At 74.3% G+C, this 23676-nt stretch carries 23 protein-coding genes; 15 read left to right on the top strand and 8 right to left on the bottom strand.

Annotated elements, in window-relative coordinates; translation table 11 throughout:
- Positions 1 to 5: 5 nt before the first annotated feature.
- From pcaD to ACH4EB_RS05160, 6 genes are all read right to left on the bottom strand, one after another.
- Positions 6 to 1319, bottom strand: a complete 1314-nt coding sequence (pcaD, locus tag ACH4EB_RS05185) for a 3-oxoadipate enol-lactonase (protein WP_398345951.1) — start codon at positions 1317 to 1319, stop codon at positions 6 to 8.
- Complete coding sequence (pcaB, locus tag ACH4EB_RS05180) at positions 1316 to 2788, bottom strand: 3-carboxy-cis,cis-muconate cycloisomerase (RefSeq protein ID WP_398345950.1); 1473 nt, start codon at positions 2786 to 2788, stop codon at positions 1316 to 1318. Before pcaB ends, pcaD begins: the two co-directional genes overlap by 4 nt.
- Positions 2775 to 3422 (bottom strand): protocatechuate 3,4-dioxygenase subunit alpha, encoded by a 648-nt coding sequence (gene pcaG, locus ACH4EB_RS05175; RefSeq protein ID WP_398346422.1) that lies wholly within the window; start codon positions 3420 to 3422, stop codon positions 2775 to 2777. Before pcaG ends, pcaB begins: the two co-directional genes overlap by 14 nt.
- Positions 3423 to 3589: 167 nt before the next feature.
- Entirely contained in the window at positions 3590 to 4453 is an 864-nt protein-coding gene (pcaH, locus tag ACH4EB_RS05170) for a protocatechuate 3,4-dioxygenase subunit beta (RefSeq protein ID WP_398345949.1), read from the bottom strand.
- A gap of 115 nt (positions 4454 to 4568) precedes the next feature.
- Positions 4569 to 5351 (bottom strand): CoA-transferase subunit beta, encoded by a 783-nt coding sequence (locus ACH4EB_RS05165; RefSeq protein ID WP_398345948.1) that lies wholly within the window; start codon positions 5349 to 5351, stop codon positions 4569 to 4571.
- On the bottom strand, positions 5348 to 6163 hold the full coding sequence (locus ACH4EB_RS05160; RefSeq protein WP_398345947.1) for a CoA transferase subunit A: 816 nt from the start codon (positions 6161 to 6163) through the stop codon (positions 5348 to 5350). Before ACH4EB_RS05160 ends, ACH4EB_RS05165 begins: the two co-directional genes overlap by 4 nt.
- A gap of 189 nt (positions 6164 to 6352) precedes the next feature.
- Between ACH4EB_RS05160 and ACH4EB_RS05155 the strand changes: the two genes are divergently transcribed.
- Complete coding sequence (locus ACH4EB_RS05155; protein ID WP_398345946.1) at positions 6353 to 8041, top strand: IclR family transcriptional regulator C-terminal domain-containing protein; 1689 nt, start codon at positions 6353 to 6355, stop codon at positions 8039 to 8041.
- Positions 8042 to 8081: 40 nt separating this feature from the next.
- On the opposite strand, the gene ACH4EB_RS05150 is transcribed toward ACH4EB_RS05155, so the two are convergent.
- On the bottom strand, positions 8082 to 8777 hold the full coding sequence (locus ACH4EB_RS05150; protein WP_398346421.1) for a restriction endonuclease: 696 nt from the start codon (positions 8775 to 8777) through the stop codon (positions 8082 to 8084).
- 493 nt (positions 8778 to 9270) lie between these two features.
- Complete coding sequence (locus tag ACH4EB_RS05145) at positions 9271 to 10497, bottom strand: YihY/virulence factor BrkB family protein (RefSeq protein ID WP_398345945.1); 1227 nt, start codon at positions 10495 to 10497, stop codon at positions 9271 to 9273.
- Between the two features lie 18 nt (positions 10498 to 10515).
- On the opposite strand from ACH4EB_RS05145, the gene ACH4EB_RS05140 reads away from it, so the two are divergent.
- The 14 genes from ACH4EB_RS05140 (at position 10516) to ACH4EB_RS05075 (ending at position 23674) form a co-directional block, all read left to right on the top strand.
- Complete coding sequence (locus ACH4EB_RS05140; protein ID WP_398345944.1) at positions 10516 to 12186, top strand: acyl-CoA dehydrogenase family protein; 1671 nt, start codon at positions 10516 to 10518, stop codon at positions 12184 to 12186.
- A 430-nt stretch (positions 12187 to 12616) separates the two neighbouring features.
- On the top strand, positions 12617 to 13897 hold the full coding sequence (locus ACH4EB_RS05135) for a GAF domain-containing protein (protein WP_398345943.1): 1281 nt from the start codon (positions 12617 to 12619) through the stop codon (positions 13895 to 13897).
- Between the two features lie 63 nt (positions 13898 to 13960).
- Complete coding sequence (locus tag ACH4EB_RS05130; protein ID WP_398345942.1) at positions 13961 to 14524, top strand: GNAT family N-acetyltransferase; 564 nt, start codon at positions 13961 to 13963, stop codon at positions 14522 to 14524.
- A gap of 197 nt (positions 14525 to 14721) precedes the next feature.
- On the top strand, positions 14722 to 14805 hold the full coding sequence (locus tag ACH4EB_RS05125) for a putative leader peptide (RefSeq protein ID WP_398346420.1): 84 nt from the start codon (positions 14722 to 14724) through the stop codon (positions 14803 to 14805).
- Positions 14806 to 14999: 194 nt separating this feature from the next.
- Entirely contained in the window at positions 15000 to 16697 is a 1698-nt protein-coding gene (locus ACH4EB_RS05120) for a nitrite/sulfite reductase (RefSeq protein ID WP_398345941.1), read from the top strand.
- Positions 16694 to 16888: a hypothetical protein gene (locus ACH4EB_RS05115; protein WP_398345940.1), complete on the top strand. Its 195-nt coding sequence runs from the start codon at positions 16694 to 16696 to the stop codon at positions 16886 to 16888. Before ACH4EB_RS05120 ends, ACH4EB_RS05115 begins: the two co-directional genes overlap by 4 nt.
- Positions 16885 to 17592: a phosphoadenylyl-sulfate reductase gene (locus ACH4EB_RS05110; protein ID WP_398345939.1), complete on the top strand. Its 708-nt coding sequence runs from the start codon at positions 16885 to 16887 to the stop codon at positions 17590 to 17592. Before ACH4EB_RS05115 ends, ACH4EB_RS05110 begins: the two co-directional genes overlap by 4 nt.
- A gap of 68 nt (positions 17593 to 17660) precedes the next feature.
- Positions 17661 to 18194, top strand: coding sequence for an adenylyl-sulfate kinase (gene cysC, locus ACH4EB_RS05105; RefSeq protein ID WP_398346419.1), 534 nt, complete (start codon positions 17661 to 17663; stop codon positions 18192 to 18194).
- Complete coding sequence (gene cysD, locus ACH4EB_RS05100) at positions 18191 to 19144, top strand: sulfate adenylyltransferase subunit CysD (protein ID WP_398345937.1); 954 nt, start codon at positions 18191 to 18193, stop codon at positions 19142 to 19144. Before cysC ends, cysD begins: the two co-directional genes overlap by 4 nt.
- A gap of 2 nt (positions 19145 to 19146) precedes the next feature.
- Positions 19147 to 20496, top strand: a complete 1350-nt coding sequence (locus ACH4EB_RS05095; protein WP_398345936.1) for a sulfate adenylyltransferase subunit 1 — start codon at positions 19147 to 19149, stop codon at positions 20494 to 20496.
- A gap of 1 nt (position 20497) precedes the next feature.
- A complete protein-coding gene (locus ACH4EB_RS05090; RefSeq protein ID WP_398346463.1) occupies positions 20498 to 20644 on the top strand; it encodes a hypothetical protein in 147 nt (48 codons plus the stop codon).
- A gap of 102 nt (positions 20645 to 20746) precedes the next feature.
- Positions 20747 to 21850: an ABC transporter substrate-binding protein gene (locus ACH4EB_RS05085; protein ID WP_398345935.1), complete on the top strand. Its 1104-nt coding sequence runs from the start codon at positions 20747 to 20749 to the stop codon at positions 21848 to 21850.
- Positions 21851 to 21882: 32 nt separating this feature from the next.
- Positions 21883 to 22725 carry an ABC transporter ATP-binding protein gene (locus ACH4EB_RS05080; protein WP_398345934.1) on the top strand — a complete coding sequence of 281 codons (843 nt, stop codon included), beginning with the start codon at positions 21883 to 21885 and terminating at the stop codon, positions 22723 to 22725.
- Positions 22712 to 23674, top strand: coding sequence for an ABC transporter permease (locus ACH4EB_RS05075; protein WP_398345933.1), 963 nt, complete (start codon positions 22712 to 22714; stop codon positions 23672 to 23674). Before ACH4EB_RS05080 ends, ACH4EB_RS05075 begins: the two co-directional genes overlap by 14 nt.
- The last annotated feature ends 2 nt before the right edge of the window (positions 23675 to 23676 follow it).

The following is a 23676-nucleotide window of genomic DNA, read 5'->3' as shown; positions in this document are numbered from 1 at the left end:
CGGGGTCACTTTCCTTCGCGGTCTTCGGCGAGGACACGGTCGGCCAGCGCGAACGCGGAGTTGGCCGCCGGTACGCCGCAGTAGACGGCCGACTGGAGCAGCACTTCCTGGAGGTCCTCGGCGGACAGCCCGTTGCGCAGGGCCGCGCGCAGGTGCAGCGCCAGCTCTTCGTGGTGCCCGCGCGCCACCAGGGCGGTGATCGTGACGCAACTGCGGGTGTAGCGGGACAGGCCGGGCCGGGTCCAGATCTCGCCCCAGGCGCAGCGGGTGATGAAGTCCTGGAAGACGGCGGTGAAGGCGCTGGTGCGAGCGGCCGCGCGGTCGACGTGGTCGTCCCCGAGGACGGCGCGGCGGACCGCGCTGCCGGCGGCGCGCCGCGCGCGGTCGTCGGTGGGCGGCTCCGTGAGGGATCCGGTGGGCTCCATGGGGGCGTCGGTGGGCGGCTCCGCAGGGGCTCCGGTGGGCTCCATGGGGCCGTCCGCGGCCCGGTCCCGGTACGGGCCCGCCGGATCGTCGTACGGCGGCTGGTACGCCGTGAGGTGGCCGAGGAGGGCGGCGAGGACGGGCCCGGGCCGTTCGGTGTTGGCCAGGTGGGCCGCCCCGGCCACCTCGGTCAGGCTCGCGGCGGGGATGCCGTCGACGAGGGCGCGGGCGTGGGCGGGGGGCGTCGCGGGGTCGGCGCGGCCCGCGACGACGAGGGTGGGCACGTCGATCCGGTCCAGTTCGCCGCGCAGGTCGTAGGTGGCGAGCGCGTCGCAGCAGGCCGCGTACCCCTCGGGCGCCACGGTCCGCAGCCCGGCCAGGAGCCCGTCCGCCGCCGGGGTCCCGGCGAAGGCCGGGGTGAACCAGCGGCCGGCGGCCGTGGCGGCGACCGGCGCCATGCCCTGTTCCCGTACCAGGGCGGCCCGGTCGTGCCATGTCCCGGGCTCGCCGAAGCGGGCGGAGGAGCAGACCAGGGCGAGGGAGGCGATCCGCTCGGGGTGGTGCGCCGCGAGCCGGGCGCCGACCGCCCCGCCCAGGGAGATGCCCGCGTACGCGAACCGGTCGATGCCGAGGGAGTCGGCGAGGGCGAGGACGAGTTCGCCGAGGGCGGCGACCGTACAGGGCCCGTCCGTACGGCCCGCGAGCACGTCCTGCGGTGTCCCGCCGTGCCCCGGCAGGTCCCAGCGCACCACGCGGAACCGGCGCGCCAGTGCCTCCACCTGGGGGTCCCACACGGACAGCGTGGTGCCCAGGGACGGGCCCAGGAGGAGCGGCGGCGCCTCGGCGGGGCCGTCCTCGCGGTGGTGCGGGAGCGGGCGGGCGGCGGAGGCGGTCATGCGTTCTCCTGCGGTTCCGGTGCGGCGGGGCGGGGGCCGGGGCGGCGCAGGGCGCGGTCCACGAGCGCCCCGGCCGAGCCCGTGTACGCGGTGGGGTCGGTCAGTTCCCGCAGCCGCGCGGCGGGGAAGGCCTCGGCGGTGGCGGGGTGCCGGTCGCGCAGGACGCGGTCCAGCACCGCGTCCAGGCCGGTGCCCTCCGCGGCCGCCCGGCGCGCCACCTCGGTGAGCAGCCGTCGCGCCGTGTCCCGGCCGAGGTGGGCGCCGAGGACGGCCGCCAGGCGTTCGGCGACGATCAGTCCGCCGGTCGCGGTGAGGTTCGCGCGCATCCGCTCCGGCCGCACCCGTAGGCCCGCGGTCAGTTCGGCGGCGTCCCGGGCCGCGCCGCCCACCAGGCGCAGGGCGTCGCGCAGCGGCTGCCACTCGGCGTGCCAGGCTCCGGCCGGCCGTTCGTCCTCGGCGGCCAGCGCTCCGTACAGCACCCCGGCCAGGGCCGGGACCTGCCGAGCGGCGGCGGTGATCAGCGTGGCCCGTACCGGGTTGGACTTGTGCGGCATGGCCGACGAGCCGCCGCCACTGCCTTCGGCCAGCTCCGCGATCTCGGTACGGGACAGGGTGAGCACATCGGCGGCGATCTTGCCGAGGGCGCCCGCGGTGTGCGCGAGCGCGCCGGCGAGGTCGGCGACCGGGGTGCGCAGGGTGTGCCAGGGCAGTACCGGTTCGGCGAGGCGGGTCTGCGCGGCGTACGCGGCGAGCAGCCGGGTGCCGAGGTCCGTGCCGGGCCCGGAGCCCGGCGCCCGGCCGTCGGCCTCCGCGAAGGCGTGGAACGCCGCGAGGGTGCCGGCCGCGCCGCCCAACTGTGCGGGCAGCGTGGACCGTACGGCGGCGAGCCGGTCCCGGGCGGCGAGGACCAGCGCGCGCCAGCCGGCGGCCTTGAGGCCGAACGTGGTCGGTACCGCGTGCTGGGTGAGCGTACGGCCCGCCATCGGGGTGTCGCGGTGTCCGGCCGCCAGCCGGCCCAAGGTGGCGGCGGTGTCGTCCAGGTCGCCGAGGACGGCGTCCAGGGCGCGTGCGCAGACCAGCATCGTGGCCGTGTCGAGGATGTCCTGGCTGGTGGCGCCGCGATGGACGTACGCGGCGGCCGCGGTGTCACGCCCGGCCACGGCGGAGGTGAGCGCGGCGACGAGGGGGATGACCGGGTTGCCGCCGGAGCGGGCCCGCACCGCGAGGTCGCGGGCGTCGAAACGGCCGGTGTCGCGGGCGGCCGCGGTGACGGCTTCGGCCGCGGCGGCCGGTACCAGTCCGACCGCCGCCTGCGCTCGGGTCAGGGCCGCTTCCGCGTCCAGCAGGGCACGGACGTACGCGGCATCGCCGGTGGCGGCCTCGACGGCCGAGTCCACCGCGCCCGGGGCGAGCAGGCCGGTGTCGGCGCCCTCGGGGCACGTACCCGTGGGATGGTCAGCGGAACTCAAGAAAGACCGTCTCCTCGCACTCCTCGCCGCCGTCCGCGGCCCCGCTCCCGGTGTCGGCCGCCTGGAGGCGGATGTCGAAGCGGTACCGCCGCTCGCCGTCGGCCCGTGCGATCAGGGTGCGCGCCCGGTGCGCGGGGAGCCGGCACAACAGCGGGTCGGCGGCGTGGGCCGCGGTGTCCTCGGGGAAGTAGACCCGGGTGAACAGGTGGTGCAGCAGGCCGCGGGCGAAGAGGCACACCGCGATGTACGGCGCCGCGTCCGGGTGGCCCGCCGGAGCCGTGGCGGGCAGGGTACGCAGGACGTAGCGGCCGTCGGCGCCGGTGGGCACCCGGCCGAAGCCGGTGAAGTCCACGCCGTCCCGGCCGACGACCGCGCCGGTCGCCGGATCGCGGCGCATTGAACCGGGCGCGCCGCGCAGGCTGCCGTCCGGCCCGGCCTGCCAGAACTCCAGCAGCGCGTCCGGCACCGGCTCCCCCGCACCGTCCAGGACCCGGCCGTGCAGGGTGACGGTGTCGGGGTGCCCGGCGGGGGCCATCTCACCGCCGCCGGGGAACGGCAGCGCGTAGCCGTGGAAGGGGCCGATGGTCTGGGACGGCGTGGGGGCGAGCGCGCCGGGCGCTCGGGCCTCGGGCACGGAGCCGGGCGCTTCCGGGGCGGGGCCGGAGGACTCCGGTACGAGGCCGGGCGTCGCCGGTACGGAGCCGGACGTCCCGGGTACGGAGCCGGGCTGCGGCGGTCGGCCTTCGGGGCGCGGCGGTCGGCCATCGTGGCGCGGCGCGGGCTCGTGCGGTGTGGCGGACATCAGTGGTCCTCCTCGGTCCACAGGGCGGACGGTCCGTCCAGCACGATGTCCCAGCGGTAGCCGAGGGACCACTCCGCGCGCGCCAGGTCCGGGTCGTACGCGCAGACCAGCCGTTCGCGGGCCCGCGGGTCGGTGCACGCGGCGAGGATCGGGTCGTACGGGAACAGCGGGTCGCCGGGGAAGTACATCTGCGTCACCAGCCGCTGGGTGAAGGCGGTGCCGAAGAGCGAGAAGTGGATGTGGGCCGGGCGCCAGGCGTTGTGGTGATTGCGCCACGGGTAGGCGCCGGGCCGGACGGTGGTGAACGCGTACCGGCCCGCGTCGTCCGTCAGGCAGCGGCCGACGCCGGTGAAGTTCGGGTCGAGCGGCGCCGGGTGCCGGTCGCGCTGGTGGGCGTACCGGCCGGCGGCGTTGGCCTGCCAGATCTCGACGAGCTGGCCGCGCACCGGGCGCCCGGCGCGGTCCCGTACCCGGCCGGTGACGGTGATCCGCTCGCCGAGCGGCTCGCCGGCATGCTGCCGGGTGAGGTCGGCGTCCAGGGCGGTGACGTCGGTGCCGCCGAAGGCGGGCCCGGACAGTTCGACGGCCTCCGGGTCGCGCAGCGCGTCGATCGCGGCCGACGGCTGGACGGGGTGGCGCAGGCGGGTACTGCGGTACGGGGCGAAGTCGCGGGCGGGGTGCGCCGGTACGGGCCCGCCTGCCGTGCGGGCGCGGGCGGCGGCCGTGTGCAGCGCGGCGATCTCGCGGTCGATGACGGACTGCGGTTCGGGGACCGGGGGCGGCGGCGCCGGTGCTGTCGCGGGGTCGGTGGACGCGGTGGCGGCCGGGGGTGCCGGTGCGGCGGAGGCGCTGGGTGGAGTCATCGGGAGTTCTCCAGACGTAGGGCCAGAGATGTAGCCGGGCGCAGAGCCGGGGGCAGGACCGCAAGCAGGCCGGAAGCAGGACCGGAGGCGGGACCGGCACGGACGTCCATGGTGCTCATGATGCCCTCCCCCCGGCTGCTTTGAGGGCGCGCAGGGCGGCCAGCTCGGCGTCGGACGGCGCCTGAGTGTCCGTCAGGTCCGGTGCCACGCGCAGGTGCCAGCCGGTTGCCTCGCGTGCCTGTTCCGGCGCCACGCCGGGGTGCAGTGCGGTCAGCACGAGTTCGGCGGTGTCCGGGTCCGGGCGCAAGACGCCGAGGTCGGTGATGACGGCGGTGGGCCCGGCGCCGCGCATCCCGAGGGCGGCCCGGTCGCCGGGCCCGGCGCCGTGTCCGACGGTGGTGACGAAGTCGAGCGCGGGCACCAGGTTGCGGCGGGTGTGCCGCAGCACGATGAGCACCTGACCGCAGTTGGCGGCGATCTCGGGGGCGCCGCCCGCGCCGGGCAGCCGCCCCTCGGGCCGGCCCGGGCCGCGGTCCACGGCCGTGGTGTTGATGTTGGCGAACCGGTCGAGCTGGGCGGCCCCGAGGAAACCCACATCGATCCGGCCGCCCTGGAGCCAGTAGTTGAACATCTCCGGCACGGACACCACCGCGTCCGCCGTGTCGGCCAGTTCGCCGTCGCCGATCGACAGCGGCAGCCGCGTCGGCCGGGAGCCGATGGTGCCCGACTCGTACACCAGGACCAGGTCCGGGTTGACGGTGCGGCGCGCCAGGTTGGCGGCGGTGCTGGGCAGCCCGATGCCGACGAAGCAGCTCCGCGCGCCGGCCAGCGCGCGGGCCGCGTTGACCTCCATCAGTTCGTCGCGGCCGCAGCGCGCGCCGTCGTCCGTACCGCTCATCGGCTCCCTTTCCGTACGTGCTCGTCGAGCCAGTGCGCGAAGGTGTCCCGGTCGCGGGAGACGGCGTCCCATTCCTGGTAGAAGTCGTTGTCCCGGACCGAGTAGCCGGCCGCGTACGAGGGGTGGGCGCCGCCGGGCACGTGCGCGACGGCGTCGATCACCCAGCCGGGCAGCACCACCGAGCCGGGCCGGGGCTCCAGCGCGCCCTCGACGATCTCCTCGACGGTGACCAGCACCCGCGCGGCGGCCAGCACCGCTTCCTTCTGCACCCCGGTCAGGCCCCAGAGCTGCACGTTGCCGTCCCGGTCCGCCTGCTGGGCGTGGATGACCGTGACGTCCGGGCGGAGGGCGGCCACGGCGGCCAGCTCCTCGCCGGTGAACGGGCAGATGACCGTGGCGACCGTGTCCGTACGGCCGGGGATGCCGCTGCCGCGGTAGCCGCGCAGCACCGCGAACGGCAGCTTCGAGGCACCGGCGACATAGCGGTTGGCCATCCCCGCGTGGCTGTGCTCGTCCAGCTCCAGCGGGTGCGGCCAGCCGTTCTCGACCGCGTCGCGGAAGCGGTGCAGCGAGCCGACGCCGGGGTTGCCGCCCCAGGAGAAGACCAGTTTGCGGGCGGCGCCCGCGCCGATGAGCTGGTCGTAGACCACGTCCGGGGTCATCCGGGCCAGCGTCAGATTGGTGACGCCCTGCCGGATGATCTCGTGTGCCGCGGCGAAGGGGATCAGGTGGGTGAAGCCCTCCAGCGCGACGGTGTCCCCGTCGTGGACCAGGTCCCGCACGGCGTCGTGCAGCGAACGGATGTCGGCCATGTCCTCGCCCTCGCGTCGTCCTGGGGCCGGCGCCCGGCGGATCCTGCCACTGTCCCGCCTCGCACGCCTTGTTCGCCAGGTGAACTTTGGTTCATAATCGGGGTGCCCCGAGTCTGTCCCCCTCTCCCGGCCCTGTCAACGGGCCGGCGGGTACGGTCCCGATTGAGAATCCCGCGCTGTGGAGAGCTGATGCCGCACCCCGCCACCGAGCCGTCACCGCCGCCCCGGGAGGCGGTCGGACCGCTGACGCGCGGCCTGTCCGTGCTGCGCGCGCTCTCCGCCGGCGGCGGCCGGCAGGCCGTCGGCGACCTCGTCCGCGCGACCGGCCTGGCGCGCTCCACCGTCGACCGCGTCCTGAGCACCCTCGCCCGCCTCGGCCACGTACGCGTCACGGGCCGGGACGCGGTACTCGCCCCCGGCCTGTTCGAACTCGGCAACGCCTACCTGGCCGCCGCCGAACTGCCCGACCGGCTCGCCCCGGCCGCCGACCGGCTCGCCGACGCGCTCGACGAGTCGGTCTCGCTCGCCGTGCCGGACGGTGACGGGATCCGCTTCGTCCACCAGGCGACGCGGCGGCGGGCGATGTCACTCGCGTTCCGCATCGGCGATCTGCTGCCCGCCGAACGCGGCGCGGTCGGCGCGCTGTTCGCCGCCGACTGGGACGAGGACGCCTGGCGGCGCTGGCGGCAGCGGCGCGCCGCGGACCCCACGGACGCCGGGTTCCCGGCCGTACCGCCCCGCCGGTACGAGGACGGTACGGAACGGGCGGACGCGGCCGAGCACTTCACCGCCCGGGTCGAAGCCGCCCGGACCACCGGCTGGTCACTGGACGACCAGCTCATCGAACCGGGCCTGGTCGCCATCGCCATGCCCGTACGCGACCCCCGGGGCCGCCCGGTGTGCGCGGTGAGCGTCGTCAGCCACACCAGCCGGCTGGCCGCCGGCGACCTTCCCGCCACCGTGCTCCCCCGACTGCGCGCCACGGTCACCGAAATGGAACGCTCCCTGACCGCCCCGGCCCCACCCGGCCCCGCCCCCTCCACGGCCCGGCACGCCTCCTGGATGCGCGCCTCCAAGCAGGAGCTGGGGCCGGAGTTCGTCGAATCCCTGGCCCGCGGCCTGCTCACGCTCACCGCGTTCGGCACCGGCCGGGCCGCACTCCCCCTGACCGCCGTGGCGGAGGCCACCGGCCTGGCCCGCGCCACCGCGCGCCGCGCCCTGCTCACCCTCGAACACCTCGGCTACCTCACCTCGGACGGCCGCCTCTTCCGCCCCACGCCGAAGGTGCTGGAACTGGGCTTCGCCCCGCTCTCCGGGCTGACCCTCCCGGACATCGCCCGGCCCCACCTGGCCGCACTGGTGGCAGAGGTGCACGACTCCGCGTCGATGGCGGTGCTGTCCGGTACGGACATCCGGTACGTGGCCCGGGTGCCCACCGTACGGATCATGAGCGTCAACATCACCGTGGGCACCCGCTTCCCCGCCTACCCGACCTCCATGGGCCGGGTGCTGCTCGCGGACCTCACCCCGGAGGAACGCGCCGCCCACCTCCCCCGGGCCGGCCTCACCCCCCTCACCCCCCTCACCCGGCACACCGTCACCGCCCCCGACCGCCTCGCCGCCCTCCTGGAGCAGACCCGCGAGGACGGCTACGCCCTGGTGGACGAGGAGTTGGAGGAGGGCCTGCGCTCGATCGCCGTCCCCGTACGCGACCGCCGCTCCCGCGTCGTCGCCGCGGTCAACATCTCCACCCACGCCGGCCGCCACTCCCCCGCCGAAGACCGCGACGCCCTCCTCCCACCCCTGCGTGCCGCCGCCGCCCGCATCGAGGCGGACCTGCACACGGCGGGGCGGTATCTGCGGGTGCCGGTCGTTTAGGGCAGGGTGACGGGGCACGCGGGGAACGCGGTACGCCCCGTCAGCCCCAGGGCGTCGGCCCGGCCCCGTTCGACCACGCCACGAGCTGGTCGCCGTCGAAGCAGCGGATGCCGCAGGTGTCGGCGTAGTCGGTGGCGGGGTCGGTGAAGGTGCTGGTGGTGACGACGGCCGCGATCTCGGCCCCGTGCACCGTCCAGCAGGTGCCGCCGAAGCGCTGTACGTCCTGGGAGCCGACCTTGTTCGCCGGGCCGTAGCGCTTGCACTGGATGATGATCCGCCGGCCGTCGGACGTGGTGGCCAGGACGTCCGCGCCCAGGTCCCCCGCGCCGCCGACGACCTGGATGTCCCGGCAGCCGTCGCGTGCGCAGAGGCGGGCCACCGCCTGTTCGAAGGCGTCCGCGTCCATGGCGAGGAAGTCGTCGACGCTCCACGTGACGGCCGTGGGCGCGGGGTCGTCCACGACGGCCGGGGCGGTGTCCGCCACCACCGCCGCCCTGGCCGCTTCCGCCTCGGCCTCCGCCTTCCCCGCCCGCGCCGCCCGCCGCAGTTCGCGCAGGCGCGGCATGCCCCGGATCGCCACCACGACCAGGGCCAGGACGAACGGGAGGGCGGCGACGGCCACGACGGTGGCCGGGCCCGGGTGTTCCGCCGCCCACCGGGCGGCTTCGCGGACGGCCAGGAAGCCCCCGCAGACGAGGACGCCGACCACGGCCAGGACGAAGACCGTCCGCCGCATCGGGTAGGTACGGGCGCGGGACGGGGCCGGTGGCCCGTCAACTCCCGAAGGTGCGGCCACTGGTGGTGCTCCTTCACTTCCGTGGGGCGGTTACGGCTGCTCGCCCACCTCCTGCCCCGCGGAGCGCGAAACATGATCATCACGGTGCCGCGACCGCCTTCGCCGGGCGTTCTCCAGATCCCGCGCCACGGCCAGTGCCACCGCCACCACGACGAACACCACAGCGCCCAGCGCGGCCGACGCGGTCAGCACCGGACACCCCGCGGCCGGCGAGCGACGAGCCCGCGGTGACATGAACGCATGGACGGGTCTCCCTGACATGAGGTGGCACGACATCCGATCCCTGGACAGCACCATGCGACACCGGCCTGACACCTCGGCTCCCATCGCCATCGCCCCGCACACCGGTCACCCGAATTCAGCACACGGAGACCCGCCCGCCCGGCTCGCGGCGGCGCCCGACCCCGGGCACCCGCCCCCGGCGAGCCCCCTCTCAGTGGCGCCAGGGCCGCTTCGTGTACGTGTGCAGCCGGGCCCTGATGTCGGCGGGCGGCAGGAAGCGGGCCCAGCGCTCGGGGTATTCGGACGGAGGCGGCGTGCCCGGGCCGTCGTCGTTCGCGTCGTCGGCGTCGTCGGCGTCGTCGTCGCCGCCGCCGCCGTCGGCCTCGTCGGCCGGCTGCGGGACGCCGACGGAAGTGGCTGCCTCAGGGGCCGCGGCCCCGCGGCCGACGGCGGCGAGGGCGGAGCGCCGGGCCGTGGCCACCTCGCGGGCCCGGCGTTCCTTCTCGGCGCGGCCCGCGGCGGTGGCGACCGAGGGCCACACCCGGTCGAGGGCGGCGTTCATGGCCGCGCCCACCAGGACCGCGAACGCGGAGACGCCGATCCACAGCAGGACGGCGACCGGCGCGGCCAGGGAGCCGTAGATGGTGGGACCCTCGACGGTCTGCGTGAGGTAGACGCGCAGCAGCAGGCTGCCCAGTACCCACATGGCGAGGGCGACGACCGCGCCGGGGATGTCCTCGCGCCAGGGTGAGCGCACCGGCACGGAGACGTGGTAGAGCGTGGTGAGGAAGGCGACGGACAGGATCAGCACGACCGGCCAGTACAGCACGCGGATGGCGGTCTCGCTCGCCGGCATCCAGCTCACCACGGTGTCCGGGCCGACCACCATCAGCGGCAGCGCGACCGCGCCGACGACCAGCGCGGCCAGGTAGAGCACGAAGGCCAGCAGCCGGGTCCGGACGATGCCGCGCCGCCCGTCCAGGCCGTACATGATCGTGATGGTGTCGACGAAGACGTTGACCGCGCGGGAGCCGGACCACAGGGCGATGGCGAAGCCGAGGGAGATGACGTCCGGGCGGCGTCCGGTGAAGATGTCGTCGAGCAGCGGCCGGGCGATCTCGTTGACGCCTTTGCTGGACAGCAGCGTGTCGGACGCGCTGAGGATGTTCTCGCGAATGTGGTCGATGGTCTCCCGGCCGATCCAGGGCTCCATGTAGCCGAGCAGACCGATGAAGCCCAGGAGCAGCGGCGGCAGCGACAGCAGGCAGAAGAACGCCGCCTCTGCGGCGAGCCCGGTGACGCGGTACTCCATGCAGGAGTTGACGGTGTCCTTCAGCAGCAGCCAGGCGAGGCGGCGTTTGGAGACGTTGCGGTACAGGACCCGGGCCCTGTGCAGACGGCCGGACGGCCGCTGCGCTGCTTCTTTCACTGGCTGCACCTCCTTACCGTAGCTGTCATGGCAGCCACCACTCATACGGTCACCAACCAGCCTCCGCCCCTGGTCGGGTACGACGTCTTCGCCGCGGACGCGGCGCTCACCGAGGGCGTCGCGCGGCACGTCCCGCCCGCGCTGCGGGCCGAGGTACGGGGCGAGCTGGGCGAGCTGGGCCGCGCGGCGGGCTCCGCGCACGCGCAGCGCTGGGGCGCGCAGGCCGACGGCAATCCACCCGTCCTGCGTACCCACGACCGCTACGGCCACCGGGTGGACGAGGTGGAGTTCCACCCGGCGTGGCACCGGCTGCTGGGGCACGCCGTCTCCGCCGGGCTCACCGACGCCTGGTCGCGGCCGGCCGGGCACGTCCGGCGGACCGCGGGGTTCCTGGTGTGGACGCAGGCCGAGGCGGGCCACGGCTGTCCGCTGTCGATGACGCACGCGGCGGTGCCGGCACTGCGGGCCGACCCCGCGCTGGCGGCGGAGTGGGAGCCGCTGCTGACCTCGCGGGTGTACGAGCCGGGGCTGCGGCCGGTGGCGGAGAAGCCGGGCGCGCTGGCCGGGATGGCGATGACGGAGAAGCAGGGCGGCAGCGACGTACGGGCGATCACGACACGCGCGGAGCCCCTGGCGGGCGACGGGGAGTACGTGCTGACCGGGCACAAGTGGTTCTGCTCGGCGCCGATGTCGGACGCCTTCCTGGTGCTGGCGCGCACGTCCGGCGACGCGTCGCGGCGGGCGGACGGCGACGGGCTCACCTGTTTCCTGCTGCCGCGGGTGCTGCCGGACGGCAGCCGCAACGCCTTCCGCGTCCAGCGGCTCAAGGACAAGCTCGGCAACCGCGCGAACGCGTCGGCCGAGGTGGAGTTCGACGGCACGACCTGGGCGCGGCGGGTCGGCGAGGAGGGACGCGGGGTCGCGACGATCTTCGAGATGGTCATGGCGACCCGGCTGGACTGCGTGACCGGCTCGGCCGCGGTGATGCGGCAGGCGGTGGCCCAGGCGCTGCACCACACCGCGTACCGGCACGCGTTCGGCACCCCGCTCGCCGACCGGCCGCTGATGCGCAACGTCCTCGCCGACCTGGCGCTGGAGTCGGAGGCCGCGACGGCGCTGGCGCTGCGGCTGGCGGCGGCGTACGACGCGGACACCGACCAGGAGCGGCACTTCCTGCGGCTGGCGGTCCCGGCGGCCAAGTTCTGGGTGACCAAGCGCTGCACACCGGTGGCCGCCGAGGCACTGGAGTGCCTCGGCGGCAACGGGTACGTGGCGGAGTCCGGGATGCCGCGGCTGCTGCGCGAGTCGCCGCTGAACTCCGTCTGGGAAGGGTCGGGCAACATCCAGGCCCTGGACGTGCTGCGGGCGCTGCGCCGCGAACCGGCGGCGCTGCACGCGTTCCTGACGGAGATCGGCACGGCCCGGGGCGCCGACCACCGGCTGGACGGCGCGATCAAGGGGCTGCTCACCGAGCTGGCCGACCTGGAGGGCATCGAGGCCCGCGCCCGGCGGCTGGCCGAGCGGCTGGCGCTGGTCCTTCAGGGCTCGCTGCTCGTACGGTACGCGCCGCCCGAGGTGGCCGACGCGTTCTGCGCCTCGCGCCTGGGCACCGACCACGGCGCCTGCTTCGGCACCCTGCCGCACACGCTGGACCTGCGCTCGATCGTGGCGCGGGCGCGGCCGGTGGCGGCGGGGTGAGGCGCGGGCACCGGCACTGAGGTACGCGGTGGCGGGCCCCGTTCCCTCAAGAGGGGGGTGGGGCGCGGGGCCCGCCACCGTGCGGGCGGGGAGCGGTGCCGCGCCGACCCGGCGCCGCTCCCCGGTCTCGGGCCGGCCCTCGGGACCGGTCCGCGAGGTCTGTTGCCACCCGCTGCCGGGGCGCCGTCACGGCGGTCTCCTCCGCCGCGCCGTCCGGCCGGGTCAGGGCGGACCTCCGCGGGGTCGGCGGCAGCCGGCGCCCTGCCGGTCACCCTCCTCGCCGCCGTCATACGCCACAACGGTTGCAGCCGGTTGCAGCCGATTGCCGGGAATCCGCGTCCGTACGGGCCCGGTGACGGCACCATGGGCTGCGACCACGGGCGGCAGCCATGCGCGGCAACCACGGACAGTGCACGACGGAGAGAAGAGTGTGAGCGACAGACCGAGCGACCTGGGCACCCGGCCGGCCCTGGAGGTACGCGAGACGACGCGGCGGCTCGCCTCGCTCCGGGAGGCCGCGCTCTGCGGCGACCGTGTGGCCACCGCCCCCCGTTCCGTGATCAGCGCGTCCTGGCGCCGGGCGCTGGACCGCGGCCTCGACCCGGACCGGGACCGCCGCGAACGCCCACTGACCGTCGAGGAGCTGGAGCACCGGCGGCACAACTCCCGGCTCGCGTCGCTGCTGCCGCTGTTCACCGGTGATCTGCTGCCGGCCGCGGACGCCGCGCAGCAGATCATGGTCGTCACGGACGCCGAGGGGCGGGTGCTGTGGCGGGAGGGCTGCGCGCCGGTCCGGCGGATGGCCGACCGGCACGGCTTCGACAAGGGCGCGGACTGGACCGAGGAGGTCGTCGGCACCAACGCCATCGGGACCGCGCTGGTGGCCCGCCGCCCCGTCCTGGTGCACTCCGCCGAGCACTTCGTGCGCACCCACCACCCGTGGACCTGCGCGGCGGCACCGCTGCACGATCCGCGCGACGGGCGGCTGCTGGGCATCGTGGACGTGAGCGGCCCGGCGGCCACCTTCCACCCCAGCACCCTCTCGCTGGTCTCCGCGGTGGCCCGGCTGGCCGAGGCCGAGCTGCGCGAACGGCATCACAGCGCGCTGGACCGGCTGCGGGCGAGCGCCGCGCCCGTGCTGGCCCGGCTGGGCGGGCAGGCGCTGGCCGTCGACAAGGACGGCTGGACGGCGGCGGTCACCGGGCTGGCGCCGCCGGACCGGGTCGCGCTGCCCAAATCCCCCGCGTGCGGGCCGCTGTGGCTGCCGCGCTACGGCATGTGCACGCTGGAGCCGCTGCCCGGCGGCTGGCTGATCCGCGTCGGCGCGCCGCGGGGCGAGGAGCCGCGGGCCAACCGGGTGCTGCTGGACCTCGGCAGCCGCGCCCGGCCGGCGGTCACGGTCACCGGGCCGGCGGGAAGCTGGACGCACGAGCTGAGTCCGCGTCACGCGGAGGTGCTGTTCGTGCTGGCGCACCGGCCGGAGGGGCGCAGCGCGGCCGATCTGGCGCACGACCTCTTCGGGGACCGCGCCCGAACGGTCACGGTACGGGCCGAGCTGTCCCGGTTGCGCCGCCATCTCGCGAGCGTCCTGGCGCACCGCCCGTACCGCTTCGCCGACGGGGTGGACGTGAAACTGCGCCTGCCGCCCCGCCCGGCGGACCTGCTGCCGCATTCGACGGCGCCGGCGGTGGTGGCGGCGCGGCACGCGTGACGCAGCGGCGGGCGGGGGCGTCGGCCGGAAGGCCGCGCGGCGCCACATGATTTCCTGTCCCCCATGGCTCTCACCGTGACCACCTGGTACCTCGAACAGACCGCGCCCGACGACCTCGCACCCGCCGCTCCCCCGGAGGACCAGCGGATCCGGATCGCCCGGGCGGAGGTGGTCTCGCCGGAGTTCAGCCGGTTCCTGTACACGTCCGTCGGCGGGGACATCACCTGGACCGACCGGCTGGGGTGGACGTACGGGCAGTGGGAGGAGTTCCTCGGGCGGCCCGGCGTGGAGACATGGGTGGCGTACGAGCGGGACACGCCGGCCGGTTTCGTGGAGCTGGACGCGCAGGCCGAAGGGGTCGTCGAGATCAGCTACTTCGGTCTGCTGCCGGCCTTCCGCGGGCGGCGGACCGGCGGGCACCTGCTGTCGTACGGGACGGCGCGGGCCTGGGACCTGGCCGAGCGGTGGCCGGGGCGGGCGAAGACCCGGCGGGTGTGGGTGCACACGTGCAGCAAGGACGGGCCGCACGCGCTGGACAACTACCGGCGGCGCGGTTTCCGGGTGTGCGCGACCGAGGTGACCGAAGAAGCGGAGGTGCCTGCTCCGGGGCCGTGGCCGGGCGCCTGACCGGGAACGGGGCGTTCTGCGGTACGCCGGAGAAATCCGCCGGTACGCCGGTACGCCGGAATGAGGGAAGGGCGGGGCCACGGTTCCCGCCCGTCCGCGGCGTGACCGGCACCACTGCTTCTCACCATCCGAGACAGTCTCGTCCACATCATGGAAGACGGTGGACTGGCTCAAGAGCGCCATGACACGCTTCCGTCATGTCTGAAGCTGGAATTGCCTTGGTGAGTCGGCGGCACGTCGACCTCGGCCGCATGTCCAGCGCCATCTGTCCGGCGGGCTGACAGTCTCAGCAACGTCATCCCTCTCGCCGTCCCCACCGCCGCGGACGCGCGGGCACCCCTGATCCGACCCGCCCCGGACACCCTCGTACCAGCACCTCGCGCCACTCCGCGCCGAGGCGCGTCCTCGCAGGTCACGGTGGGGTTGCCGCTGCCCGCCCCCGCCCTCACCGAGCCGCCCAGAAGGACATACCGCCATGGCCGCCACCCCCGAACGAACCGGTCCCGCCACGACCCGCCGCAAGGCCGGACGCCACCGCGGCGAGGGCCAGTGGGCCGTGGGTCACTTCACGCCGCTGAACGGCAACGAGCAGTTCAAGAAGGACGACGACGGTCTCAATGTGCGGACACGCATTGAGACGATCTACGCCAAGCGCGGTTTCGACTCGATCGACCCCAGCGACCTGCGCGGCCGGATGCGCTGGTGGGGCCTGTACACCCAGCGCAAGCCCGGGATCGACGGCGGCAAGACCGCGGTGCTGGAGCCCGAGGAGCTGGACGACGAGCACTTCATGCTGCGGGTCCGCGTCGACGGCGGGCGGCTGAGCGTCGCCCAGCTCCGGGCGATCGGCGAGGTCTCCCAGGAGTACGCCCGCGGCACCGCCGACATCACCGACCGGCAGAACATCCAGTTGCACTGGATCCGCATCGAGGACGTCCCGGCGATCTGGGAGAAGCTGGAGTCGGTCGGTCTGTCGACCACCGAGGCGTGCGGCGACTGCCCCCGCGTCATCATCGGTTCGCCGGTCGCCGGCATCGCGGCCGACGAGATCGTCGACGGCTCGTCCGCGATCGAGGAGATCGAGCGGCGCTACATCGGCAGCAAGGAATTCTCCAACCTGCCCCGGAAGTTCAAGTCGGCGATCTCCGGATCGCCGGTCCAGGACGTGGTCCACGAGATCAACGACATCGCGTTCGTGGGCGTCGAGCACCCCGAGCACGGGCCCGGCTTCGACCTGTGGGTGGGCGGCGGCCTGTCCACCAACCCGCGGCTCGGCGAACGGCTGGGCGCCTGGGTGCCGTTGGCGGACGTGCCGGACGTGTGGGCCGGCGTCGTGGGGATCTTCCGCGACTACGGCTACCGGCGGCTGCGCAACCGCGCCCGGCTGAAGTTCCTGATGGCCGACTGGGGCCCGGTCAGGTTCCGCGAGGTGCTGGAGAACGAGTACCTCGAACGGAAGCTGGCCGACGGCCCGGCGCCCGCGGAGCCCAGCTCGCGCTGGCGCGATCACGTGGGCGTGCACCGCCAGAAGGACGGCCGGTTCTACGTGGGCTTCGCGCCGCGCGTCGGCCGGGTGGACGGCGCCACCCTCGTCAAGATCGCCGAACTGGCCGCCATGCACGGTTCGGACCGGCTGAACACCACCGTCGAGCAGAAAATGATCATCCTCGATGTGGCCGAGGACCAGGTCGAGCCGCTGGTCGCGGGGCTGGAGGCGCTGGACTTCCAGGTCCGGCCCTCGCCCTTCCGGCGCGGCACGATGGCCTGCACCGGCATCGAGTTCTGCAAGCTGGCGATCGTCGAGACGAAGGCGCGCGGCGCCTCGCTCATCGACGAACTGGAGCGCCGCATGCCGGACTTCGCGGAGCCGCTCAGCATCAACATCAACGGCTGCCCGAACGCCTGCGCCCGCATCCAGACCGCGGACATCGGCCTCAAGGGACAGCTCGTGCTGGACGCCGACGGCAACCAGGTCGAGGGCTACCAGGTGCACCTGGGCGGCGCGCTCGGCCTCCAGGCGGGCTTCGGCCGCAAGGTCCGCGGCCTGAAGGTCACCGCGGAGGAGTTGCCCGACTACGTCGAGCGGGTACTGACCAGGTTCCAGGAGCAGCGTGCGGAAGGCGAGCGGTTCGCCGCCTGGGCCGCCCGCGCGGAAGAAAGTGCGCTGACGTGAGCGGGCGGGCCGCGCCGTTCTACTGCCCGTACTGCGGGGACGAGGACCTGCGCCCCTCCGAGGAGGGACACGGCGCGTGGGAATGCGGGGCGTGCAACCGCGCGTTCCGGCTTTCGTTCCTCGGTCTGCTGGCCAAGGGCGTCACTGCCCGGGACCGGCAGCACGACCACCGCCAAGGGGGCAGCATATGACGACCACTCAGGAGCATACGGAGACCGAGCTGGCCGCGCTCGCCGAGCGGGCGGGCCGCGACCTGGAGGACGCGTCCCCGCCGGAGATCCTCACCTGGGCCGCCGAGACCTTCGGCAAGCGCTTCTGCGTCACCTCCTCCATGGAGGACGCGGTCGTCGCGCACCTGGCCTCGCGCGCCTTCCCCGGCGTCGACGTGGTCTTCCTCGACACCGGCTACCACTTCCCGGAGACCATCGGCACCCGGGACGCGGTGGACGCGGTGCTGGACGTCAACGTCATCACCCTCACGCCGCGGCAGACGGTGGCCGAACAGGACGCCGCGTACGGGCCGAAGCTGCACGACCGCGACCCGGACCGGTGCTGCGCGCTGCGCAAGGTCGCGCCCCTCGAAGAGGGCCTGGCCGGCTACGACGCCTGGGCCACCGGGCTGCGCCGCGACGAGTCGCCGACCCGCGCCGGCACCCCCGTGGTGGCCTGGGACGCGCGGCGCCGCAAGGTGAAGGTCGCGCCGATAGCGCGCTGGACCCAGCAGGACGTGGACGCGTACGTCGCCGAGCACGGCGTGCTCACCAACCCACTGCTGCTGGACGGTTACGCCTCGGTCGGCTGCGCGCCCTGCACCCGCCGGGTGCTGGCGGGCGAAGACGCGCGGGCCGGCCGCTGGGCCGGCAACGACAAGACCGAATGCGGGCTGCACGTATGAGCGGCCCCGGGGAGCCCGGCCGCCGGACGCCGGACCACAACGAGAACCAGGACCTTCGGGAGCGAGAGATGACGGGCGCCACGGTGTGGCTGACCGGCCTGCCCAGCGCCGGCAAGACCACGATCGCGTACGCGCTGGCGGAGCGGCTGCGGGACGAGGGCCGCCGCGTCGAGGTGCTGGACGGCGACGAGATCCGCGAGTTCCTCTCGGCGGGGCTGGGTTTCAGCCGGGAGGACCGGCACACCAACGTGCAGCGCGTCGGCTTCGTCGCCGAGCTGCTGGCGAGCAACGGCGTCCTGGCACTGGTGCCGGTGATCGCTCCGTACGCGGACTCGCGGGAGGCGGTGCGCAAGCGCCACCAGCGCGAGGGCACGCCGTATCTGGAGGTCCACGTCGCCACGCCCGTCGAGGTGTGCTCGGAGCGGGACGTGAAGGGCCTGTACGCCAAGCAGGCGGCGGGCGAGATCTCCGGGCTGACCGGCGTCGACGACCCGTACGAGGCGCCCGGGTCGCCCGACCTGCGCCTCGCGTCGCACACCCAGACCGTGCGGGAGTCCGCGGCGGCGCTGTACGCGCTGCTCACCGAGAGGGGACTGGCATGACGACCGCCGCCGCCGTGAGCGAGAGCACCCCGAGCACCGGCGACGCCGGCAACCCGTACGCGCTGAGCCACCTGGACGCGCTGGAGTCCGAGGCGGTGCACATCTTCCGCGAGGTGGCGGGCGAGTTCGAGCGGCCGGTGATCCTTTTCTCCGGCGGCAAGGACTCGATCCTCATGCTGCACCTGGCGCTGAAGGCGTTCGCGCCCGCGCCGGTGCCCTTCGCGCTGCTGCACGTCGACACCGGTCACAACTTCCCCGAGGTGCTCGACTACCGCGACCGCGCGGTGGCCCGGCACGGGCTGCGGCTGCACGTCGCCTCCGTACAGGACTTCATCGACCGCGGCGAACTGCGCGAGCGCCCGGACGGCACCCGCAACCCGCTCCAGACCGTTCCGCTGCTGCACGCCATCGAGTCGCACCGCTTCGACGCGGTGTTCGGCGGCGGACGCCGCGACGAGGAGAAGGCGCGCGCCAAGGAGCGGGTGTTCTCACTGCGCGACGAGTTCGGCGGCTGGGACCCGCGCCGCCAGCGCCCCGAGCTCTGGCAGCTCTACAACGGCCGGCACTCCCCCGGTGAGCACGTGCGCGTCTTCCCGCTGTCGAACTGGACCGAGCTGGACGTGTGGCAGTACATCGCCCGCGAGAAGATCGAACTGCCCGCCATCTACTACGCCCACGAGCGCGAGGTCTTCGCCCGCGACGGCATGTGGCTGGCGCCCGGCGGATGGGGCGGCCCCAAGGACGGCGAGGCCGTCGAGAGGCGGCGGGTGCGCTACCGCACCGTCGGTGACATGTCCTGCACCGGCGCCGTCGACTCCGACGCGGCCACCATCGAGGCCGTCATCGCGGAGATCGCCGCCTCCCGGCTCACCGAGCGGGGTGCCACCCGAGCCGACGACAAGCTGTCCGAGGCCGCCATGGAGGACCGCAAGCGCGAGGGGTATTTCTAACCATGAGCATGATTGTCGACCCGGTCGACGTGGCCGCCACGGCCACCTCACTGCTGCGCTTCGCCACCGCCGGCTCGGTGGACGACGGCAAGTCCACCCTGGTCGGGCGGCTGCTGCACGACTCCAAGTCGGTCCTGGCCGACCAGCTCGAAGCCGTCGAGCGGGCCTCGCTGGGGCGCGGGCAGGAGGCGCCCGACCTGGCGCTGCTGACCGACGGGCTGCGGGCCGAGCGGGAGCAGGGCATCACCATCGATGTCGCCTACCGCTACTTCGCCACGCCCCGGCGCCGCTTCATCCTCGCCGACACCCCCGGCCATGTGCAGTACACCCGCAACATGGTCACCGGCGCGTCCACCGCCGAGCTGGCGGTGGTGCTGGTCGACGCCCGCAACGGCGTCGTCGAGCAGACCCGCCGGCACGCCGCCGTCGCCGCGCTGCTGCGGGTGCCGCACGTCGTCCTCGCCGTCAACAAGATGGACCTGGTGGCGTACGCCGAGCCCGTCTTCGCGGCGATCGCCGAGGAGTTCACCGCCTACGCCGCCTCGCTGGGCGTACCGGAGATCACCGCGATCCCGATCTCGGCGCTGGCCGGGGACAATGTCGTGACCCCGTCGACGAACATGGACTGGTACGGCGGCCCGACCGTGCTGGAGCACCTGGAGACCGTCCCGGTCGTGGCCGACCCGTCCGAGGACCCGGCCCGCTTCCCGGTGCAGTACGTCATCCGCCCGCAGACCCCCGAACTGCCCGACTACCGCGGCTACGCGGGTCAGATCGCCTCCGGTGTGCTGCGCGTCGGCGATGCGGTGACCGTGCTGCCGTCCGGCCACGGAAGCACCATCGAGGCGCTGGACGTGCTGGGTGAGGCGGTGGACGTGGCCTGGGCGCCGCAGTCGGTGACCGTACGGCTCGCCGACGACCTGGACATCTCGCGCGGCGACCTGATCGCACCGGCCGCGGCGCCGCCCGCCACCACACGGGACGTCGAGGCGACCGTCTGCCACGTCGCCGACCAGCCGCTCAGGGCCGGTCAGCGGGTGCTGCTCAAGCACACCACCCGTACGGTCAAGGCGATCGTCAAGGACATCCCGTCCCGGCTGACGCTGGCCGACCTCTCCCAGCACCCGGCGCCCGGCGAGCTGTCCGCCAACGACATCGGCCGGGTCGTGCTGCGCACCGCCGAGCCCCTCGCCCTGGACGCCTACGCCGACTCCCGGCGCACCGGGTCGTTCCTGCTCATCGACCCGGCGGACGGCACCACGCTGACCGCGGGGATGGCCGGGTCGGCGTTCGCCGAGGCGGCCGAGGCCGCGGCGACCGCCGCGGACGACGACGCGGAATGGGACTTCTGAGATGACCGCGCGCGAGACGGCGCCGCGCGAGCTGCCCACGTCCCTGTACGGGGACGTCTTCGCGACCTTCGCCAAGGAAGGCGGCCGGATCGGCAGCGGTTCCGTGGGCAGCGGCCAGGGCGGCGTCGGGCGATGTGCGGGCCGATGACGTACCACCGCCCGTCCCCCACGCCCCCCTTCCGAAGATCCACCGCTCTGCCGGGCCCGCCGTAGGCGCTGACCACCCGGCCCTACGAGAGGACCCCCTCCCGTGCCTGCCCTACGCCACCGCCTCCTCGCGGCCCTCGCCGTCGCCCCCCTACTGCTGGGCGCGCTCGGCGCCTGCGGCTACGGCTCCCGCGCCAAGCAGGACGAGCAGGGCGCGGTCGTGGCCAAGGGCCCGAAGATCGACGGGCTCGATCAGGTCAAGGTCGGATACTTCGCCAACACCACACACGCCACCGCGCTGGTCGGCGACCGGAAGGGCTTCTTCCAGAAGGAGCTGGGCGGCACCCGGTTCGCCCCGTCGGTGTTCAACGCGGGCCCGGCCGAGATCGAGGCGCTGAACTCCGGCGCCATCGACATCGGCTGGATCGGCCCGTCCCCCGCGATCAACGGCTGGACCACGTCCCGGGGCAAGAGCCTGAAGATCATCTCCGGTTCTGCGTCCGGCGGTGTCTCACTGGTGGTGAACCCCGAGAAGATCAAGAGCCTGGACGACCTCAAGGGCAAGACCATCGCCACGCCGCAGCTCGGCAACACCCAGGACGTGGCGCTGCTCAACTACCTGGCGGAGAAGGGCTACCGGGTCGACGCCACCACCGGCAAGGGCGACGTGACCGTCCAGCGCACCGAGAACAAGGTCGCCCCGGTCGCCTTCCGGCAGGGCAGCATCGACGCCGCGTGGGTGCCCGAGCCGACCGCCTCCAAGCTGGTGGCGGAGGGCGGCAAGGTGCTGCTGGACGAGCGGAAGCTGTGGCCGGACGGCAAGTTCGTCATCACGAACGTGATCGTCTCGCAGAAGTTCCTCACGGAGCACCCGAAGGCCGTCGAGGCGGTGCTGCGCGGCTCGGTGCGGACCAACACGTACATCAGGACCCACCCGGCCGAGGCCAAGCAGGCGCTCAACGACAAGCTGGCCGCCGCGGCGGGCAAGGCGCTGCCGCCGTCCGTGATCGACCCGGCGTTCCGCAACACCGACGTCACCGACGACCCGCTGGCCGCCACCCTCCGGCAGGAGGCCGACCACGCGGTCCGGGCCGGCCTGCTGAAGAAGCCCGCCCTCCAGGGCATCTACGACCTCACGCTGCTCAACAAGGTGCTCACGGCCGAGGGCAAACCGGCGGTCGACGCCGCCGGTCTCGGCAGCGAGTAGTTCCGCCGCACCGCACCCAGGAGGTGACACCGATGACGACCACCACGCTCAGCAAGCCCGGCACCCGGACGTCCGCCGCGGCGGACACGGACGGCGCGGCCGCTCCGTACGCCGCTCGCATCGACCATGTCTCGAAGTCGTTCGGCCGCCCCGGCGCGCAGCAGCACGTGCTCGACGACATCAGCATCGATGTCGCGCCGGGCGAGTTCGTCTGCCTGCTGGGGGCGTCGGGCTGCGGCAAGTCGACACTGCTCAACCTCGTCGCCGGGCTCGACGGGCCCACCGCGGGCAGCATCGAGACGCCCGGCGGCCGGCCGGCCCTGATGTTCCAGGAGCACGCCCTGTTCCCATGGCTCACCGCGGGCCGCAACATCGAACTGGCGCTGCGGCTGCGCGGGGTGCCGCGCGCGGAGCGCCGCGGCGAGGCCGAGCGGCTGCTGGAACTCGTACGCCTCAAGGGCGCGTACGGCAAGCGGGTGCACGAGCTGTCGGGCGGTATGCGGCAGCGCGTCGCGATGGCCCGCGCACTCGCCCAGGACAGCCGACTCCTGCTGATGGACGAGCCGTTCGCCGCGCTGGACGCCATCACGCGCGACGTGCTGCACGACGAGCTGACCCGCATCTGGCGGGACGCCAACGACAGCACCGCCGGCAGCGGCGGCCTGTCCGTCCTGTTCGTCACCCACAACGTCCGGGAGGCGGTGCGGCTCGCCGAGCGGGTGGTGCTGCTGTCCTCCCGGCCCGGCCGGATCGCCCGCGAGTGGACCGTGGACATCCCGCATCCGCGGCGCATCGAGGACGCGGCGGTCGCCGACCTTTCCGTAGAGATCACCGAACAGCTCCGTGGGGAGATCCGCCGCCATGGCCAGCACTGAGACCGGGGCGGCCGCCGAGGCCGCCGGCACCACCGACGAGCCCGCGGCCGGCGCGGCACCGGCACCCCGCGGGAACGCGGTGCCGGACGGCTCCGGCGACCTCGCCGGGCTGGAGGCCGGCCTGGACGCCCTGGACACCACGGTCTCCGCCCGCCAGCCCTGGCTGCGGACGCTGACCGCCAAGGCCGTGCCACCGCTCGTCGCGATCGCCCTCGTCCTGGGCCTGTGGCAGCTCGCCTACCACTTCGAGGTCAAGGACCACTACCTGCTGCCCAGCCCGGTCGACGTGGCCCGCTCGCTCCAGGACAAGTGGCTCGAAGGGACGCTGCTCGACTACGTGTGGACGAGCGTGTCGCGCGGCGCGCTCGGCTTCCTGGCCTCGGTGGTGATCGGTACGCCACTGGGCCTGATCGTCGCCCGGGTCAAGCCCGTCAGGGCCGCGATCGGCCCCATCCTCAGCGGCCTCCAGTCGCTGCCGTCGGTGGCCTGGGTGCCCGCCGCCATCATCTGGTTCGGCCTGAGCGACGCCACCATCTACGCGGTCGTCCTGCTCGGCGCCGTCCCCTCGATCGCCAACGGCCTCGTCGCCGGCGTCGACCAGATCCCGCCGCTCCACCTCCGGGCGGGCCGCACCATCGGCGCGCGCGGCCTGACCGGCATCCGGCACGTCCTGCTGCCCGCCGCGCTGCCCGGCTATCTCGCCGGCCTCAAGCAGGGCTGGGCGTTCTCCTGGCGCTCCCTGATGGCCGCCGAACTCATCGTCAACGCCGCCGACCTGGGCACCGGCCTCGGCCAGCTCCTCGAACAGGGCCGCGAGCTCCAGGACATGTCCTGGGTGCTGTCCGCGATCCTGCTGATCCTGGTCGTCGGCATCGGCATCGAACTGCTGATCTTCGCGCCGATCGAGCGCCGGGTGCTGCGCAGCCGCGGCCTGCTGGTGAAGAGCTGACC

This window comes from Streptomyces sp. NPDC018045, from assembly GCF_044327445.1.
Taxonomy (GTDB): Bacteria; Actinomycetota; Actinomycetes; order Streptomycetales; family Streptomycetaceae; genus Streptomyces.
Note: the sequence above shows the minus strand (reverse complement) of the source record. Positions and strands in the feature narration are given on the sequence as shown.